Source organism: Methylosinus sp. sav-2 (assembly GCF_004366495.1).
Lineage (GTDB): Bacteria > Pseudomonadota > Alphaproteobacteria > Rhizobiales > Beijerinckiaceae > Methylosinus.
The window spans coordinates 489,988-505,247 of record NZ_SOEJ01000001.1 but is presented as its reverse complement, the minus strand read 5'-3'; the positions used below and the strand labels follow the sequence as shown (position 1 = coordinate 505,247).

The window sequence follows — 15,260 nt, the reverse complement described above, 5'->3', positions numbered from 1 at the left end:
AAGCGCCGCGAGGGCTTCGTTATGGCACGACTGCCGACGCTGAATTCCCCCTTCCTCCTGGGGTTCGACGAGATCGAACGCGCGCTGGATCGCGTCACCCGCTCGGGCTCCGATGGTTATCCGCCTTATAATATCGAGAGGTTGCCGGGCGCCGATTCCAGCCCGGATCGGCTGCGGCTGACGCTGGCCGTCGCCGGCTTCACGCGCGATCAGCTGGAGATCTCGCTCGAGGAGAGCCAGCTCGTCATTCGCGGCAAGCAGGTGGATGATCGCGAGCGGCAGTTCCTGCATCGCGGCATAGCCGCGCGGCAGTTTCAGCGCGCTTTTCTGCTCGCCGAGGGGATGCAGGTGCTGGGCGCCGATCTCGTCAACGGGCTCTTGTCCATCGATCTGGCGCGACCGGAGCCGGAACGCGTCATTCGCAAGATCGACATAGCGACGCCGGAGGAGCCGGCCAAATGAAAAGGGGCGCCTCGCGGCGCCCCTTCGTCTTCGCAGGTCTTTCGAGGGGACCTCGGGGGGATGGCTCAGCCGGTCGTCTGCTCTTCCTGCTCGCGCACGGTCATGGCGTTGCCGTGCCAGACGAAATCGTCGAAGAGGCAGGCGTCCACGAACATCACCGGCAGCAGAATGTCGCGCGTCAGCAGAGCGACAGGCGTGCGCCAGGAGAGCCGCCAGCCGGCGACGCGGGCGAGGAGACATTCGGCGCCATAGAGCGCGGCGAGGATCGCGCCCGCCGTCAGCGCGACGTTGGCGTCGAGCAGATGCGCCGCATAGGCTCCGGTGATGACCGGCATGAAGCTGCCATTCATGCATTCCGGCGCGAAATAGGCGGGGAAGGTCACGCGCCGCAGACGCGCCCAGCGCACATGGCGGGAGTAGACCTCATGCGCCGTGCGATGGCCGAGCGGCTGCTCGAAGGGCATGTCGACGAGCCGCACCTTCATCTTCTGCGCGCGGATGATCTTGGTGGAGGCGGCGTCCTCGGCGATCTCGGCGCCCAGAGCGCGAATGCCGCCGGCGCGCTCCAGCACCTCGCGGTGCCACATCATGTTCTTGCCCTGCGCGAAGCCGATGCCGACCGCCTCCGCGCCATATTGCCAGCGCGCCTGGAAGGTGTTGAGAAAAGCGCATTCCACGTCCGCCCAAAAGCCCTTGGGGCGAGAGCCGATCGGCATGGAGATGGAGAGCGCCGTGTCGTCGCGGAAGGCGGCGAGCATGGTCTGAATATAGTCCGGCGGCAGCAGGGCGTTGGAGTCGGCGAGCACGACCCAGGAATGGCGCGCGGCGTCCCAGCCCTTCACGCAATTGTTGAGCTTGGGATTGACGCTCACATAATCGTCGCCGACGAGCAGCCGAGCGGAAATATGCGGATGCGCGGCGATGAGCCGCTCGACCAGCGGAATCACCGGATCATTGGCGCATTGCACGCAGAACAGCGCCTCATAGCTCGGATAGTCGAGCGCGAAGGTGGAGCCGATCGTCTCCTCGCTGAAGGTCTCGAGCCCGCGCAGCGGCCGCACGATGCTCACCGGCGGCGCATGGGCGGGAACGCGCAATGCGCGGGGGCGGGCTTTGCAGCGGAAGGCGGCGATGGCGATGCTGGCGAGGTTGAGCGAGAGCAGCGTCGCGCAGAAGGCGGCGCACACATAGGCGATGATCATGCGTGTTCCCTGCCTGTCACTTTCGGGATTCGAGACGGGCGGCGGCCTGCGCCTGCGCCAGCGGGCGGCGACGGCTGCGCAGCCCCGGAGCGGGCCAGACCGATATTCCGCCTGACAAGGAGCTCAGCTCTTGGCAAAAGGGGGGCGGCGCGAGAATCTTGTCGCGTCGCGCGGCCCTCGCACTCTCCTCCTGCCGAAGTTTGCTCATGACCACTCCGATCGTTCGCTTCGCGCCTTCGCCGACCGGCCGCATCCATATCGGCAATGCGCGTCCGGCCCTGCTGAACTATTTGTACGCCCTCTCCCACCATGGAAGATTCGTGCTGCGATTCGATGACACCGATTTGGCCCGCTCGAGCGAGGAGTTCGCGCAGGCGATCGAGGTCGATCTCGCCTGGCTCGGCGTGCGTCCGGATGTGGTGGTGCGGCAGTCGCAGCGCGTCGCGCACTACGAAGCGGCGGCGGCGCGTCTCGAGGCGGCGGGCCTGCTCTATCCCTGCTACGAGACGCCGGAGGAATTGGAGAAGCGCCGCAAATTGCAGCAGGCGCGCGGACTGCCGCCCGTCTATGACCGCGCCGCGCTGAAGCTTTCGGCGGAGGAGCGCGCGCGGCTCGCGGCGGAGGGACGCAAGCCGCATTGGCGTTTCAAGCTTCCGGCCGGCGTCGTGGAATGGCGCGATCTCGTTCGCGGCGATTGCGCGATCGACTGCGCCACATTGTCCGATCCGGTGCTGCTGCGCGAGGACGGCAGCTTTCTCTACACGCTTCCTTCAGTGGTGGACGACATAGAGCTCGGAATCACTCATGTGATTCGCGGCGAGGATCATGTGACCAATACGGCGGTGCAGATTCGCCTGTTTCAGGCGCTGGCGCCGGAACATGCGCATCCTGTTTTCGCGCATCACAATCTTCTCGTCGGCGGCGCGGGCGAGGCGCTCTCCAAGCGCACCGGCTCGCTCGCCATCGCCTCGCTGCGCGAGGAGGGCTATGAGGCGCTCGCCGTGGCGGCGCTGGCCGTGCTCACCGGCTCGTCGGACAGCGTCCATGCGGTGCGCTCGCTCGGCGATCTCGCCAAGTCCTTCGATCTCGCGCATCTCTCGCGCAACGCAGCGCGTTTCGATCCCGCCGATCTCGGCCCGCTCACCCATCGCACGCTGGCGATATTGGAATATGACGACGTGCGCGAGCGCTTAGAGGCGCATGACATCGTCGGCTTCAAGGCCGAGCCCTTCTGGCGCGCCGTGCGGGGGAATGTGACGAGCTTCGCCGATGTGCTGGACTGGTGGCGCGTCGTCGAGGGCGAGATCGAGCCGATCCGCGAGGATGCGGAATTTTTGGCGCAGGCGCAGGCGCTGCTGCCCGCCGAGCCGTGGGACGAGATCACATGGTCGGCCTGGACCAGCGCCGTCAAGGCGGGCACGGGCCGCAAGGGCAAGGCGCTGTTTCATCCATTGCGCGTCGCGCTGACCGGCGCGGAGAATGGGCCGGAACTGTCGCTGCTGCTGCCGCTGATCGGCCATGCGCGGGCGGTGGCGCGACTCTCGGGGGCGTGAGGGCGCGCGCCCTCAGAAACACCGCACCTGCGCTTCCGCCTGGGCGCGGCGCAGCTCCTCCAGCGCCTCCTTGGCGAGGCGCGAGTTGCGGAACAGCGAGCCGATCTGCCCCGCTTGCTGATCCATGCTGGCGACAGTCTCGGCCGAGACATAGCGCTCATAGGGCAATATGGAGGCGACGATGTCGATCGAGCAGGAGCATTGCTCCAGCGCCTGCCGCGAATCGCCATTGGCCTTCATGCAGCCGAACACATAATCCGCCCGCGCCGAGGTCGGATAATCATTGAGATCGGCGGCGCGCGCGGGAAGCGTGGCGGCGAAAGCGAAGAGACAAACGGCGGCGGCTCGGAGCATAGGGTCGATCCTGCGATGGGCGACGGCCCCGTTGGCCTAGCGCAAGCGCATGGCGGATCGCAAGCGCTCCTGCGCTTGACAGAAATAAATAGGAGTCCTAATAAAATTCCATGACGCTCTTCGACGCCATCACCACGCCTTTGCCGCGCCGCCTGCGCGAGGGGCTCGACCGCATCGCCGCCGCAATGCGCGCCGATGAATGGGGCGTCGCGGAGGAGGCCGGGCTCACCCCAACGCAATTGCATGCGCTCACCTTCATCGCCGGCCGCGGCGAGGCGGGCCTGCGCCTGCGCGCGGTGGCCGAGCATTTGGGCGTCACCCAACCGACGGCGACCGATTCCATAGCCGCGCTCACGCGCAAAGGCCTCGTCACCAAGCTCGCCGATCCCACCGACAAGCGCGCCATCGCTATTCGCGTGACGCCGGCCGGCTGCGATGTCGTTCGCGCCATCGGCCTCGCCATGACCTCCGCCGAAAGCGCGCTGGAGACGCTGACGCCGCAAGAGCAGCAGACGCTGCTCGATCTGGTCATCAAGACGATCCGCGCCTTGCAGCAGGCCAAGGCTATTCCGCCGCAGCGGCTCTGTGTCAGCTGCCGCCACTTCCGCCCGCACGCCCATGCCGATGCGGAGCTGCCGCATCATTGTGCGCTCGTCGATGCGGCTTTCGGCGGCCGTCATTTGCGCCTGGATTGCCCGGAGCACGATCCCGCGCCGCCCGCGGCGGGCGAGGAGGCTTGGAGCCTTTTCGCGCATCGCGACGCGCAGGAGGCCGGCGCCTGAAATGCGCAAATCTTCGAGCCGCTCGGGGCTCTGGCGCCGCCGGCCCAAGCCCGCGGCAGGTTCGCAGCAGAATGGCGCGCCGCTCCGAGTCGGCGCGCGGGAAGCAGAAGAGAGGAGGACCAAGGCCATGGCGACGAAAGCGACTTTCTATCACGCCGGATGCCCGGTTTGCGCGGATGCGGAGACCGCCTTCGCCAAAGCGCTCGACCCCAATGTCTTCGACGTCGAGATCGTGCATCTCGGCGAGGACAAGGCGCGGCTCGGCGAGGCCGAGGCGGCCGGAGTCAAATCCGTGCCCGCCTTCGTCATCGACGGGCGCGCCTATCACATTAATTTCGGCGCCGATCTCTCCGCGCTGAAATAGACCACCGACGACCCCCCGCCGTTGTCACTTCGGCGACTCCGAACTGCCTCGCCGAGCAATGCTCGCGCGAGGCCTTTTTTTAAGCGAACCCTGTCCATGAACCCTGTGATCGAAACCCTGTTCGCGGCCCCGGCGCTCATTTCTCTCGGCCCGCGCGCGGCGCCGAGCGGCATCGCCAAAAGCGCGGCGACGCCGCCATGGCGCATATTGAGCGACGGTCTCTGCGGCGATTGTCAGGGGGATTTGCGCCACCATGGCGGGCCGGAGAAGGCGCTGCATCACTATCCGCGCGATCATTACGACGCCTGGGCGAAGGAGGAGCCGGAACTCGCCGAAGCGCTCGCGGCGCCGCCGGCTTTCGGCGAGAACATCTCGACTCTGGGCGTGACCGAGCGCGACGTCTGTATCGGCGACATCTTCGCATTCGGCTCGGCGCTGCTGCAGGTGAGCCAGGGCCGCCAGCCCTGCTGGAAGCTGAATGTGCGTTTCGCGCGGACGGATATGGCGCGGCGCGTTCAGACGAGCGGTCGCACTGGCTGGTATTACCGCGTGCTGCGCGAGGGCGTCGCCGAGCCGGGGGCGTCTCTCCAGCGCGTGGAGCGGCCGCTGCCGGATTGGCCTTTGTCGCGGCTCAATGAATTGCTCTATCTGCGCATGCTCGATCGCGATGCGCTGGCGCAAATGGCGGAGCTGGCGCCGCTCGCGCGCAATTGGCGAGAGCTGGCCGCGCGTCGTCTCGCGCGCGGCGCGGTGGAGGACTGGTCCACGCGCCTCGATGGCGCGTGAGAGCCTTTCGCGGTTCTGAACGCAGGCGGCGCGTCAGGCCGGCAGCAGGCCCTTGCGCAAATTCTCGCCCGCGAGCGTGATGATGCGGCCGACGGCGGCGGGATCGGCGAGCCACGCCTCTATGCGCGGATGGGTGAGCTGCGCCGGCGTGCTGCGGCGATAGACCTTGTAACATTCGGACAGAAAATATTTCAGCGACACGAATTCGCCGACCTCGCTCGAGAGATGATAATTCTCGAGCTTGAAGGTGTAGCTGCCCTGCACGCCGAAATATTCGCCGATCGGCGGATAGATGGGGAATATCTCCGCGCGGCCGAGATCGTCGATCGCGTAATAGTCGCCATTGACGGGCGCCGGAGTCGGCAGGCCGGCATGGGCGAAAAATTTCTTGGCGAGATCGAAGAGCACGAATGGCCGCGGATGCACCAGCGAATACATGAACACACCGCGGCGCGACCAATTGGCGATCTCGCCGGAGAGATCCATGCCGTATTTGCTCTTGCCGGTCTCGACCAGCTCGTTCACCGCGTCGTTCCAGACGTCGAAATAGCCGAGCGCCTCGAACACATTGCGATTGAACAGCGCATGGGCCTCCTCCACCGAGAGGCCGCGGCGAAAGGCGAAGACGGCGAGCGCCGAATGATAGGGGCCGACGGGGCCGAGGGTCGGCGCATGGCCGCGCGTCGCGTCGAGCAGATAGACGAGATCGGGATGGAAGGCGGAGAAGGTGATCGCCGGGATCATGATCACCTTGTCCAGCAGCTCGCACAGCTCCGCCGAGCCGCCGCCGCGCACATGCCCGTGCAGAAACTCGTGGCTGAACACATAGTCGTAGGTGGCGAGCGTTTTGGCGAGCAGCTTTATGTCGGCGCGCGTCTTGGCGATCGCCGAGAAATGCGAGACGCGCGCGGAAGGGTCGAGCAGCTTCATCGCATAGGCCAGACCGAAAGCCTGGCAATTGCCGATGACGGCGATGCGCGGCCCGGTGAGGCGTGGCCCTTTCGAATAGAAGGGCGCGAGCCGCGGCTCGACGAGATGATTGTACCAGGAGCGGATGATCTGCCGGTCGATCTGAGACAACATGCGCGCGTTATGCCATTTCGTCGCGGCCCGAAATCGAAGTCGGCGCCGAAGGATGACAAGCGCCCGGTCGCCGTTTATGCTCCCGGCCGCATCGATGAGGCCGCCGCATTCATCCCATTCCGGCGCGCTGTTCTCGCCTTTGTGAGGGCGGACCGCGCGTCTTAGATGAACCCGACTCGACGAGCCATACGGCCGGCGGCTTTCCAGGAGACCGACAATTGGCGGAACATCCCTATAGCTCCCTACCCGACCATCGCTTCTGGCGCAAGGCGGTGACGCAGACGCCGCCCTTCGCGATCGACCCCATTCTCTCCACGCCGTTCAAAATCTCGCTGAAAGACAAAGTGGCGACCGGCGGGAGTTGTTTCGCGCAAGAAATAGCCCAGAAACTAAAGGCCAGCGGGTACCACTATTATCTCGCCGAGCAGCCGCCGGAGGGCATGTCCGCCGCCGAGGCGGAGCGGCGCAATTATTCGATGTACTCCTGCCGCTACGGCAATCTCTACACCACGACGGCGCTGCTCCAGCTGTTCGACCGCGCCTATGGGAAGTTCCAGCCAGAGCTCGTGCATTGGGTGCGGCAGGAGGACGGCCGCATCGTCGATCCTTTCCGCCCGAGCATAGAGCCGGACGGCTATGACACGATCGACGACATGCTGGCCGAGCGCGAGCGGCATTTTGCCGCCGTGCGCAAAATGTTCGAGACGTTGGACGTCTTCGTCTTCACCTTCGGCCATACCGAATCCTGGCGCTGCCGCAGCGATGGCGCGGTGCTGCAGCAGGCGCCCGGCGTCGCTGGCGGCGTGTGGGATCCGTCCGTCTTCGCCTTCCACAATATGACCGTCTCGGAAGTGGTGCGCGACTTCCTCGCCTCCGTCGATCGCATTCGTTCCGTCAATGCGAATGCGCGCATCATTCTCACGGTCTCGCCGGTCGGCATCATCGCCACTTATGAGGATCGCCATGTGCTCGAGGCCAATTCGGCGATCAAGGCGATTTTGCGCGCGGCGGCGGACGAGGTGGTGCGCGCGCGGCCCAATATCGCTTATTTCCCCTCCTATGACGTCGCGACGGCGCCGCCCAATGTCGCGCGTTTCTATCGGGAGGATGTGCGGCGCATAAATCCCTTCGGCATCAGCCAGACGATGCGCCTCTTCTTCGACCATTTCACCGAGCGCGAGACGCAAACGGCCAAGATCGAGCCGCTGAAATTCGACGTGGCGGCGGAGGCGGAGAGCAATTCCCGCATCGTCTGCGACGAAGAGGCGATCGAAACCGCGTGACCTCGGCGCGTTTCCCGCCGCATTGGCGGGAAACGCGATCTTCGTTTCCCGAAACTAGAGCTTATATATCCTCTGTCGCAGTTCGAACGGAGGATCGCCTCATGGTCACGGGCTCGCTCGCGCTCGCCGTCGCCGGCGCTTTCACGGGGGCGTCTCTCTACGTCAATTTCGTCGAGCAGCCCGCGCGGCTGAAGCTCGACGACAAATCGCTCATGAAGGAGTGGGAGACGTCCGATCATCGCGGCTTCGCCTTGCTCGCCGGCCTCTCGCTCCTCTCGGCCGTTCTCGGCTTCATCGACTATAAGACTTCCGACGATGCGCGCTGGCTCGCCGGCGCCGCGGTGATCGTCGCCGCCTGGCCTTTCATGTTCTATGCGGTCTCGCCGCTCGACAACCGCATTCTTGCCTTGATCTCGGCCGAGGACGGCGCCGACGCGCGCAAGTCGATCGAGCTGTGGGGCAAGGTTCAGCTCGCGCTCACAGCGCTCGGCGCGCTCGCGGTCGCGCTCTTCGTCTTCGCCAACGGCTGAGGCGTCGCGGCCGAAGATTCGACATCATGCTCGTCGATCCTCCCTCTCCAACAGAAGGAGGATCGACATGACACGCTCTTTCGCCCTCGCGCTTCTCGCGCCTTCGGCGCTGCTGGCCGCGGCCGCTCTGGCGTGCGGTCCTGCGGCCGGCGCCTCGTCCAATGATCCGCGCGGCGTCTGGCTGCGGCCGGAAGGCGGCGTGCGCTTCAGCTTCTATGATTGTGAGAACGGCAAGCTGTGCGCCAAGGTCGTCGCCGCGCAAAACGCCGAGGATCGCTCCTCCATAGGCGCGGTGATTCTTCGCGGCGCCACGCAGACCGGCCCCAATCATTGGGCCGGCCAGATCTTCAATGTCGAGGACGGCAAGACCTATGACGGCTTCGTCACTGTCGACAGCCCGACGCGATTGACGCTGAAAGGTTGCCTCTGGGGCATGTTGTGCAGCGGCGAGACATGGACGCGCGTTTCCGCTCCGCCCGCCGCCCATGCGATGGTCGATGATGATCTGAGATAGGCGCCTCTCACGCGGAGCGATCACATCTCGTTGGAATAGACGCGGATCGATCGAATCTCGAAGCGCGCCGGCAGCGCGCTCTTGTCGATCGGTCCGCCCCAGGAGCCGCCGAGCGCGAGATTGATGCGAATACGCATCGGCTGGCGCAGCGGATCGTCGGGGCCGCGCGGCGCGACGGCGAGCACTTGCCGGCCGTCTATGGAGACGGCGATGGTCTCCGCGCTCCAATCCAGCCGATAGACGTGCCATTGCGAGGACAGAGTCGGCACATTGGTCTCGGCCGACCAATTGGTCAGCTCGTCCAGCGTTGGACCGGCATGGGCGCTGGTGAAGACGATGTTCGGATGCTTGCCGACCGCCTCCACTATATCGATCTCGCGATAGGGCGGGCCGTCGTCGCCGCCGAGCATCCAGATCGCCGGCCATGTCCCGGCGCCTTTCGGCGCGCGCGCGATCACCTCCACGGCGCCATAGCGCATCGAAAAGCGCGAGAAGATGCTGCCGGATGTGTATTCCGAGGTGAGCGTCGAGCGGGTCCAATCTTTCGAGGCGCCGTCATAGCGGGCGTTCAGCACGCCTTCCGCGCGGCCTTCCAGCGCCAGCGCGCCATTGGCGACGAAGACATTCTCGGGGCGATAATATTGCGCCTCGTGATTGCGGATGAAGCCGATCTCATAGGACCAGAAATTTTGATCGAGCCCGCCGGCGCGTGAGAAATCCTCCTCATGGACGAGACGCGGGGGCGCGCGTTTCGGCTCGGCGGCGAGGCCTCGCTCGGCGAAGGCGATCGTGGCGACGCCGAGCGCGCAGAGCAGCAGCGCGGCCATGCGCCGGCCGGCGCGCGTCGTGACGAGATCGAAGGACGGCGCGGCCTCGCGCGCATCGGCGCGACGCAGCAGGCGGCGACGCAGAACGGCGAGCAAAGGCTTCTCGATGAGGAGATGCACGACGACGCCCGCGGCGATGGAGAGAGTCAGCGTCACAATGACGGCGACGACGCCGATGACCGGCCGCTCGACCGGCAGATGCAGCGCGCGCGTGGCGACGCGCGCCAGAGTCAGCACGATCGGATGCGCGAGATAGATGGAATAGGAGGCGTCGCCGAGCAGCATCAGCAGGGAGGAGCGCCCGAGCTTGCCGTGCGCTTCCGTCGCCAGCAGGCCCAGCAGCAGCCCGGCCGAGGCGAGACCCACCGTCTGCACGCGGGCGACATCATCCGCATCGAACATGGCGACGATGACGAAGAGGCCGCCGACGATGAGCGCCGCCGCCGTGGGCAGCGAGATCTTCGCTATGTTTCCGCTGACATAGAGATAGCCGACCGCGGCGCCGATGACGAATTCGAGCGCCATCGGATTGCAATAGATGTGCAGGAACGGATCGCTTGGCAGAAAGGCGAGATAGAAGGCCGTGGCCAGCGAGAAGAAGCCGGCGAGAATCGCCAGCCGCAGGCGCGGCGAGGGTATGACGAGCAGCGCCGCGAACACGAGATAGAAATAAATCTCGTAGTTCAGCGTCCAGCCCAGCTTGAAGAAGGGCGTGTAATTGCTCTCCAGCGGATTGAAATGCGGAATGAACAGCAGCGACAGCGCGACATGATCGAAGGTCACGAGATTATGCAGCATGGCCGTCGGCCAAGCCACGCAGACGGCGAGTATGGCGAGGGTGAAGATCCAATAGAGCGGCGCAACGCGAATGATGCGGCGCGCCAGAAACGCGCGCGGCGCGATCGGCCGCTCCGTGGTGACGACCATCATGATGAAGCCGCTGATGACGAAGAAGAGATCGACTCCGCCGGCGCCGAAGGCGCGCGGCGTCGGCCAATAGAATTGCTCGGTGTAGACGCCCGTATGAATGAAGACGACGAGGATCGCCGCGGCCGCCCGCAAATATTGGACGGCGCGGATTTCCGCGGTTCCGTTCACGCTGCTGCCGGACAACGCCGCTCCTTTCGAGACAATTCGACGCCGCGGCCGCGGGGGCCACGGATATGCTGTGCCAATCGGGGACGCTCCCGATAGCTCGCGAGATCGGTTGAAGGAAACATGCCAATCGGCCCCGCAGGCGATCGGCTTTTCGCGGGCTTTTAACGGCTGGCTTGGGCGGCGGCGCTTTCGGCGGCGGCGCGCGCGGTCTCGGCCGTGAGCGGGCCGATGAGGATGAAGGCGAAGCCGGCGGCGCGCCATTCCACCGCGGCGAGGCCGGGCAAGGTCTTGGGCGGAGCCGAGGGACGCTCGCCGCCGGCGCGCTCGAAATAGAGCGCCGCGCGGGCTCCGGCGGCGGACTGATAGATCAGCAGCCCCGCCGGCGAGATCACGCCCGGAACGAGCCTGCCGCCGATGAGCTCGAGGCCCACATCGGCGAGGTCCGGCAGGCGGCCGAAGCCGGCGCGCTCGCCGAGCCAGCTCGAAAGCTCGGCCTTGCGATCGGCGCCGATCTCCACCGGCCGCGAATCCTGCGCGAAGGTCAGATAGGCGAGCTGGGCGTGGGCGACGAGCCCCGGCGGCTCGATCATGGCCCGTTGCGGGGCGGAGGGCGGCGAGGCGGGGCCGGTGAAGGCCAGCAGCGCCGCTCCCGCCACCACCGCGCCGGCGAGCAGCGTCAGCAGCGACATGATGATCGCCGGCCGGCGCGGCGGCCGGCGGCTGGTGTCCGAGCGTCGCATGGCGCGCAGCGAGGCGCCCTTGCTGGGGCTGAAGCGCGCCCAATTGACGCCGGAGCCGAAGCTGCGCGTTAGGCTCGTCACCGAGGCCGTCCGCAGCCCGGCGGGCACGGGCTCCTTCACCGTCTGGGCGAAGGCCGCGCGCAGCGCCGCATTCTGCCGGCGCCAGCCCTCGACCAGCGCGGCGTCCTCGGCGTGATTGTGCAGATGGTCCTCTATGCGCCGGCGATTCTCGGCGTCGAGCTCGCCATCGACGAAAGCATGCAGATCGGACTCGTCGACATGCTCCCGGGGGCTCGTCATTTGCGGCCTGTCTATTTCACGACGCGCAGATGCGGCCCCGGCCGGCGGCCAGCGTCGGCCCCCGGCGAGGGGTGGCGGTCCAGCGCGGTCAGCGCCGAGCGCGCGCGCATCAGCCGCATCAGCGCCACTGGCCGATCGGTGCGGGTGATGCGGGCGACCTCCTCGTAAGTGAAGCCCTCCAGCACCACGAGCAGAAGCGTCTCCCGCTCCTCGAAGGGGAGATCGGCCAAGCGATGCATGATCGCCGGTTGCCGCAGGGAGGGACGATGCGGCGCGGCGGAGCGCAGCCGACGTTGCGCGGCATGGGTCAAGGATGCGTAGAGATCGACGCGAAGGTCGAGAACGGCGCCGGTCGACTCGCGCCCGGCTTCGTTGGCCGTGGTCTGCAGCGCGGTGTGGACCAGCTCGTCGGCGAGATCATTGGCGGCGCCGGAAAGCAGCGCGCGTGCATAGCGGCGCAGGCCCGGCGTGAGCCTTTCCAAGGTCTCGTCGAAATCCTCCGCCTGTCCCATCGCTCGGCCCGTTTCGCGCGGTCCTCGACGCCTCGTCCGCGCGGCGCTGGTTCGGTTTCTTTCCCCACGGATATTATGCCAGTCCGGCGCGATTGACTATCTCCGCGCCCTGAGATTTATCTGTTTTTGTATGTCGGGCCGCGAGCGACGCCAAAGGCGTCTCCGCTCGGGCGCCCCACCTCACGTCCCGAGCCCGCGCGCCCAAATGCGCGCGCTGAAGCGCCCGATGTGCGCGCGCTGAGCGCGCATGTTGCGCGTAGCCCTCCAACGGCGTTGCCGACAGGCGGCGGACCCCGCCTCTCGATCGCAGATTTATGGACCATTGCTCCCATGTCGCAACCGGAACCGACGTCGAACGGCAATATTTTCAGCGGCGTTCTCGCAGGCAAGCGGGGCCTCGTGCTCGGCGTCGCCAATAATAAATCCATCGCCTGGGGCATAGCCAAGGCCGCGGCCGACGCCGGCGCGCAGCTCGCCCTCACCTTCCAGGTCGAGGCGCTGGAAAAGCGCGTGCGCCCGCTCGCGGCGGAGATCGGCGCGACCGTCGTCGGCCGCTGCGACGTCTCCGAGCCGGAGACGATCGACGCCGTCTTCGCCGAGGTCGAGAAGCTGTGGGGCAAGATCGATTTCGTCGTCCATTGTCTCGCCTTCTCGGACAAGGATCAGCTCGACGGCCGCTATGTCGACACGACGGCGGAGAATTTCACGCAGTCGCTGATGATCTCCTGCTTTTCCTTCACGGCCGTCGCACAGCGCGCCGAGAAGCTGATGAAGGACGGCGGCTCGCTGCTCACCCTCACCTATTACGGCGCCGAGAAATGGATGCCGCATTACAATGTGATGGGCGTCGCCAAGGCCGCGCTGGAGGCCTCCGTGCGCTATCTCGCCGCCGATCTCGGCGAGAAGAACATTCGCGTCAACGCCATTTCCGCAGGGCCGATCAAGACTTTGGCGGCCTCCGGCATCGGCGACTTCCGCTATATTCTGCGCTGGAACGAATATAACGCCCCGCTGCGCCGCGTGGTGACGATCGAGGAAGTGGGCGAGACGGCGGTCTATCTGCTCTCGCCCATGGCGCGCGGCGTCACCGGCGAGGTGCTGCATGTCGACGCCGGCTATCATGTCGTCGGCATGATGAATCCGGGCGCGGCGCCGAAAATGGCCTCGCTGCTGGCGCTGCTGCCGCAGCACACGACCGAGGCGAAATAAGAGGCTCCGCGGCCTCGATCCCGACGCGCGCGGAGCGCGCCGGGATTCGAATGTTTCAGCGGAACTTCACGGTGAGATCGGTGCCGACGGCGCCGGTCTCCGAGCTCGGCCCTTGATCGGAGATGATGATCGAGCCGCCGAGCCATAGGCGATCGGCGATCTGCTGGCGCACATCGTCCGAGAGCTCGAGACGGTCGAGCGCCTCGGCGGCGCTGGAGGCCGCGCCCAGCGGGGCGGCGCTGCGCTCCTCCACCAATCCCTTCTTCTTATGCGCGGCGCGCGCCTCGGCGATGCGCGGCGGCATGGACAGAACCGACCATTTCAACGCGCCATTCTCGCCGGTCGCCGTCGCGATATAGAGATGCGAGCCGAGCGGGCGTTCCGGCTCGCGGATCGTCGCCGGCGCCTCGAAGATCGGCGTCAGCCCCTGGCGCACATAGATGCGCTGATTCTTCTTGCTCACCAGAATGGAGATCGGCGCCGTGCGCAATTGCGCGTCCTTCTCCGCCTTGGCGGCGGCGGCCGAGGCTTCCGCCGCCTCGCGGGAGCGACGGCCCGCCTCCACGACTTCCGCGTCGCTGGCGTTATAGGCGGTCTTGGCGGCCTCGAGCCGGGCCTTGGACTCGGCGAGCGCGGCGTCCGCTTTGGCCTTGGCGGCCTCGGCCGGGCTGGCGCCGTCATTGGTGGGCAGGTCCGGCTTGGCGGTGGCCACATCCTGACGCTTGGCGGCGGCGGCCTCGGCGGACTTGGCTGCGGCTTCCGCCTTGGCGCGGGCGCTCGACTCGGCGGCTTCGGCCGATCTCAGCTCGGCGGAGGCGCGGGCGGCCTCCTGCCGCTTGGCGTTGAGGGCGAGCGAGGCCTCCGTCGCCGCTTTGGAGGCGGCTGCGGCGTCGGCTGCGGATTTCGTCTTCAGCTGCTCGGCGTAGCGCCGCGGATTGAGCAGCGGCGCCGCGCCGGCGTCGGCGAAGCCGTCGCGCAATCCCGCATCGGCGAGGGTCGCGGCCGAGGCTTCCGTCGGCGAGCGCATCTTGGGCGCGGGCAGGGAGGGATGCGAGATTTCCGTGGGCGAAAGATCATAAGGCGCGATGACGACGCGCTCGCCGATGCGGGTCATGCCCCACAGCTTCTGCGCGAAGCCGCCCGGCAGGCGGATGCAGCCATGCGAGGCGGGATGGCCGGTCACATGGCCCGTATGCATGGCGACGCCCGACCAGGTGATGCGCTGCATGAAGGGCATGGGCGCGCCGGAATAGAGATTGGAGCGGTGGAAGCGCTCGCGCCCGAGAATGGTGAACATGCCTTCCGGCGTCGAATGGCCGGGCACGCCGGTGGAGACGACCGAGCGATCGACGAGGCCATTGTGATTGTAGATGGAGATGTGCTGGCCGCTGAGCGACACCACCGCGAACAGCGGCCGCGCGAGGCTCACATTCTCGGCCGGCTTGGCCTCGGAGGAGGTTCCGCGCTTTGCACGTTTGCGCGGCGCCTTGGGGGCTTCGGCTTCTGGAGATTCGGCGGAATAGCCGAGTGCGGCTGCGGGCCGCGCCTCGAGGGCGAGAACCGAGGCGGCGACGCTCGCGGCGCAGGCCGCGGAAAAGGCGCGAAGGCAGACCCTGCGGCTGCGGGCTACAGCAGCGACTTCCGACATGACGCGAAAACTC

The 15,260-nt window shown here is 66.6% G+C and carries 16 protein-coding genes; 9 read left to right on the top strand and 7 right to left on the bottom strand.

The genetic code is table 11. The annotated features are described in order from the left end of the window. Positions 1-21: 21 nt before the first annotated feature. Positions 22-462 (top strand): Hsp20 family protein, encoded by a 441-nt coding sequence (locus tag EDE12_RS02325; protein WP_026599812.1) that lies wholly within the window; start codon positions 22-24, stop codon positions 460-462. 65 nt (positions 463-527) lie between these two features. Here EDE12_RS02325 and EDE12_RS02320 read toward each other — a convergent pair whose 3' ends face one another. Further along, on the bottom strand, positions 528-1,664 hold the full coding sequence (locus EDE12_RS02320; protein ID WP_026599813.1) for a ceramide glucosyltransferase: 1,137 nt from the start codon (positions 1,662-1,664) through the stop codon (positions 528-530). Between the two features lie 206 nt (positions 1,665-1,870). Between EDE12_RS02320 and EDE12_RS02310 the strand changes: the two genes are divergently transcribed. Then, on the top strand, positions 1,871-3,217 hold the full coding sequence (locus EDE12_RS02310) for a glutamate--tRNA ligase (RefSeq protein WP_026599815.1): 1,347 nt from the start codon (positions 1,871-1,873) through the stop codon (positions 3,215-3,217). 12 nt (positions 3,218-3,229) lie between these two features. Here EDE12_RS02310 and EDE12_RS02305 read toward each other — a convergent pair whose 3' ends face one another. Beyond that, entirely contained in the window at positions 3,230-3,571 is a 342-nt protein-coding gene (locus EDE12_RS02305; protein ID WP_026599816.1) for a hypothetical protein, read from the bottom strand. 110 nt (positions 3,572-3,681) lie between these two features. Between EDE12_RS02305 and EDE12_RS02300 the strand changes: the two genes are divergently transcribed. The 3 genes from EDE12_RS02300 to EDE12_RS02290 all read left to right on the top strand — a co-directional run bounded on the left by EDE12_RS02300 (position 3,682) and on the right by EDE12_RS02290 (position 5,503). Next, on the top strand, positions 3,682-4,353 hold the full coding sequence (locus EDE12_RS02300; protein WP_036291295.1) for a MarR family winged helix-turn-helix transcriptional regulator: 672 nt from the start codon (positions 3,682-3,684) through the stop codon (positions 4,351-4,353). Between the two features lie 127 nt (positions 4,354-4,480). Beyond that, positions 4,481-4,717, top strand: coding sequence for a thioredoxin family protein (locus tag EDE12_RS02295; protein WP_026599817.1), 237 nt, complete (start codon positions 4,481-4,483; stop codon positions 4,715-4,717). 96 nt (positions 4,718-4,813) lie between these two features. Further along, entirely contained in the window at positions 4,814-5,503 is a 690-nt protein-coding gene (locus tag EDE12_RS02290; protein ID WP_026599818.1) for an MOSC domain-containing protein, read from the top strand. 33 nt (positions 5,504-5,536) lie between these two features. On the opposite strand, the gene EDE12_RS02285 is transcribed toward EDE12_RS02290, so the two are convergent. Beyond that, on the bottom strand, positions 5,537-6,586 hold the full coding sequence (locus EDE12_RS02285) for a WcbI family polysaccharide biosynthesis putative acetyltransferase (RefSeq protein WP_024878193.1): 1,050 nt from the start codon (positions 6,584-6,586) through the stop codon (positions 5,537-5,539). A 218-nt stretch (positions 6,587-6,804) separates the two neighbouring features. Here EDE12_RS02285 and EDE12_RS02280 point away from each other — a divergent pair, with 218 nt between their 5' ends. The 3 genes from EDE12_RS02280 to EDE12_RS02270 all read left to right on the top strand — a co-directional run bounded on the left by EDE12_RS02280 (position 6,805) and on the right by EDE12_RS02270 (position 8,913). After that, positions 6,805-7,869 carry a GSCFA domain-containing protein gene (locus EDE12_RS02280; RefSeq protein WP_024878194.1) on the top strand — a complete coding sequence of 355 codons (1,065 nt, stop codon included), beginning with the start codon at positions 6,805-6,807 and terminating at the stop codon, positions 7,867-7,869. Between the two features lie 101 nt (positions 7,870-7,970). Next, on the top strand, positions 7,971-8,399 hold the full coding sequence (locus EDE12_RS02275; protein ID WP_018267257.1) for a DUF1772 domain-containing protein: 429 nt from the start codon (positions 7,971-7,973) through the stop codon (positions 8,397-8,399). A 67-nt stretch (positions 8,400-8,466) separates the two neighbouring features. Beyond that, a complete protein-coding gene (locus EDE12_RS02270) occupies positions 8,467-8,913 on the top strand; it encodes a DUF2147 domain-containing protein (protein ID WP_024878196.1) in 447 nt (148 codons plus the stop codon). Positions 8,914-8,933: 20 nt separating this feature from the next. Here EDE12_RS02270 and EDE12_RS02265 read toward each other — a convergent pair whose 3' ends face one another. The 3 genes from EDE12_RS02265 to EDE12_RS02255 form a co-directional block, all read right to left on the bottom strand. After that, positions 8,934-10,853: an acyltransferase family protein gene (locus tag EDE12_RS02265; protein ID WP_026599819.1), complete on the bottom strand. Its 1,920-nt coding sequence runs from the start codon at positions 10,851-10,853 to the stop codon at positions 8,934-8,936. 146 nt (positions 10,854-10,999) lie between these two features. Then, a complete protein-coding gene (locus EDE12_RS02260; protein ID WP_026599820.1) occupies positions 11,000-11,878 on the bottom strand; it encodes a zf-HC2 domain-containing protein in 879 nt (292 codons plus the stop codon). Between the two features lie 11 nt (positions 11,879-11,889). Next, positions 11,890-12,390, bottom strand: coding sequence for a sigma factor-like helix-turn-helix DNA-binding protein (locus EDE12_RS02255; RefSeq protein ID WP_024878199.1), 501 nt, complete (start codon positions 12,388-12,390; stop codon positions 11,890-11,892). A 330-nt stretch (positions 12,391-12,720) separates the two neighbouring features. Here EDE12_RS02255 and fabI point away from each other — a divergent pair, with 330 nt between their 5' ends. After that, positions 12,721-13,599, top strand: a complete 879-nt coding sequence (fabI, locus tag EDE12_RS02250) for an enoyl-ACP reductase FabI (protein WP_024878200.1) — start codon at positions 12,721-12,723, stop codon at positions 13,597-13,599. A gap of 55 nt (positions 13,600-13,654) precedes the next feature. Here fabI and EDE12_RS02245 read toward each other — a convergent pair whose 3' ends face one another. After that, positions 13,655-15,247 (bottom strand): L,D-transpeptidase family protein, encoded by a 1,593-nt coding sequence (locus EDE12_RS02245; protein WP_026599821.1) that lies wholly within the window; start codon positions 15,245-15,247, stop codon positions 13,655-13,657. Between the last annotated feature and the right edge of the window lie 13 nt (positions 15,248-15,260).

Excerpts from the sequence above, each read along its gene's own strand:
- EDE12_RS02260 (WP_026599820.1), bottom strand. The coding sequence starts at position 11,878 with ATGACGAGCCCCCGGGAGCATGTCGACGAGTCCGATCTGCATGCTTTC.
- EDE12_RS02290 (WP_026599818.1), top strand. The coding sequence starts at position 4,814 with ATGAACCCTGTGATCGAAACCCTGTTCGCGGCCCCGGCGCTCATTTCT.
- EDE12_RS02275 (WP_018267257.1), top strand. The coding sequence starts at position 7,971 with ATGGTCACGGGCTCGCTCGCGCTCGCCGTCGCCGGCGCTTTCACGGGG.
- EDE12_RS02320 (WP_026599813.1), bottom strand. The coding sequence starts at position 1,664 with ATGATCATCGCCTATGTGTGCGCCGCCTTCTGCGCGACGCTGCTCTCG.
- fabI (WP_024878200.1), top strand. The coding sequence starts at position 12,721 with ATGTCGCAACCGGAACCGACGTCGAACGGCAATATTTTCAGCGGCGTT.
- EDE12_RS02255 (WP_024878199.1), bottom strand. The coding sequence starts at position 12,390 with ATGGGACAGGCGGAGGATTTCGACGAGACCTTGGAAAGGCTCACGCCG.
- EDE12_RS02295 (WP_026599817.1), top strand. The coding sequence starts at position 4,481 with ATGGCGACGAAAGCGACTTTCTATCACGCCGGATGCCCGGTTTGCGCG.
- EDE12_RS02310 (WP_026599815.1), top strand. The coding sequence starts at position 1,871 with ATGACCACTCCGATCGTTCGCTTCGCGCCTTCGCCGACCGGCCGCATC.
- EDE12_RS02300 (WP_036291295.1), top strand. The coding sequence starts at position 3,682 with ATGACGCTCTTCGACGCCATCACCACGCCTTTGCCGCGCCGCCTGCGC.
- EDE12_RS02305 (WP_026599816.1), bottom strand. The coding sequence starts at position 3,571 with ATGCTCCGAGCCGCCGCCGTTTGTCTCTTCGCTTTCGCCGCCACGCTT.
- EDE12_RS02270 (WP_024878196.1), top strand. The coding sequence starts at position 8,467 with ATGACACGCTCTTTCGCCCTCGCGCTTCTCGCGCCTTCGGCGCTGCTG.
- EDE12_RS02245 (WP_026599821.1), bottom strand. The coding sequence starts at position 15,247 with ATGTCGGAAGTCGCTGCTGTAGCCCGCAGCCGCAGGGTCTGCCTTCGC.
- EDE12_RS02285 (WP_024878193.1), bottom strand. The coding sequence starts at position 6,586 with ATGTTGTCTCAGATCGACCGGCAGATCATCCGCTCCTGGTACAATCAT.
- EDE12_RS02325 (WP_026599812.1), top strand. The coding sequence starts at position 22 with ATGGCACGACTGCCGACGCTGAATTCCCCCTTCCTCCTGGGGTTCGAC.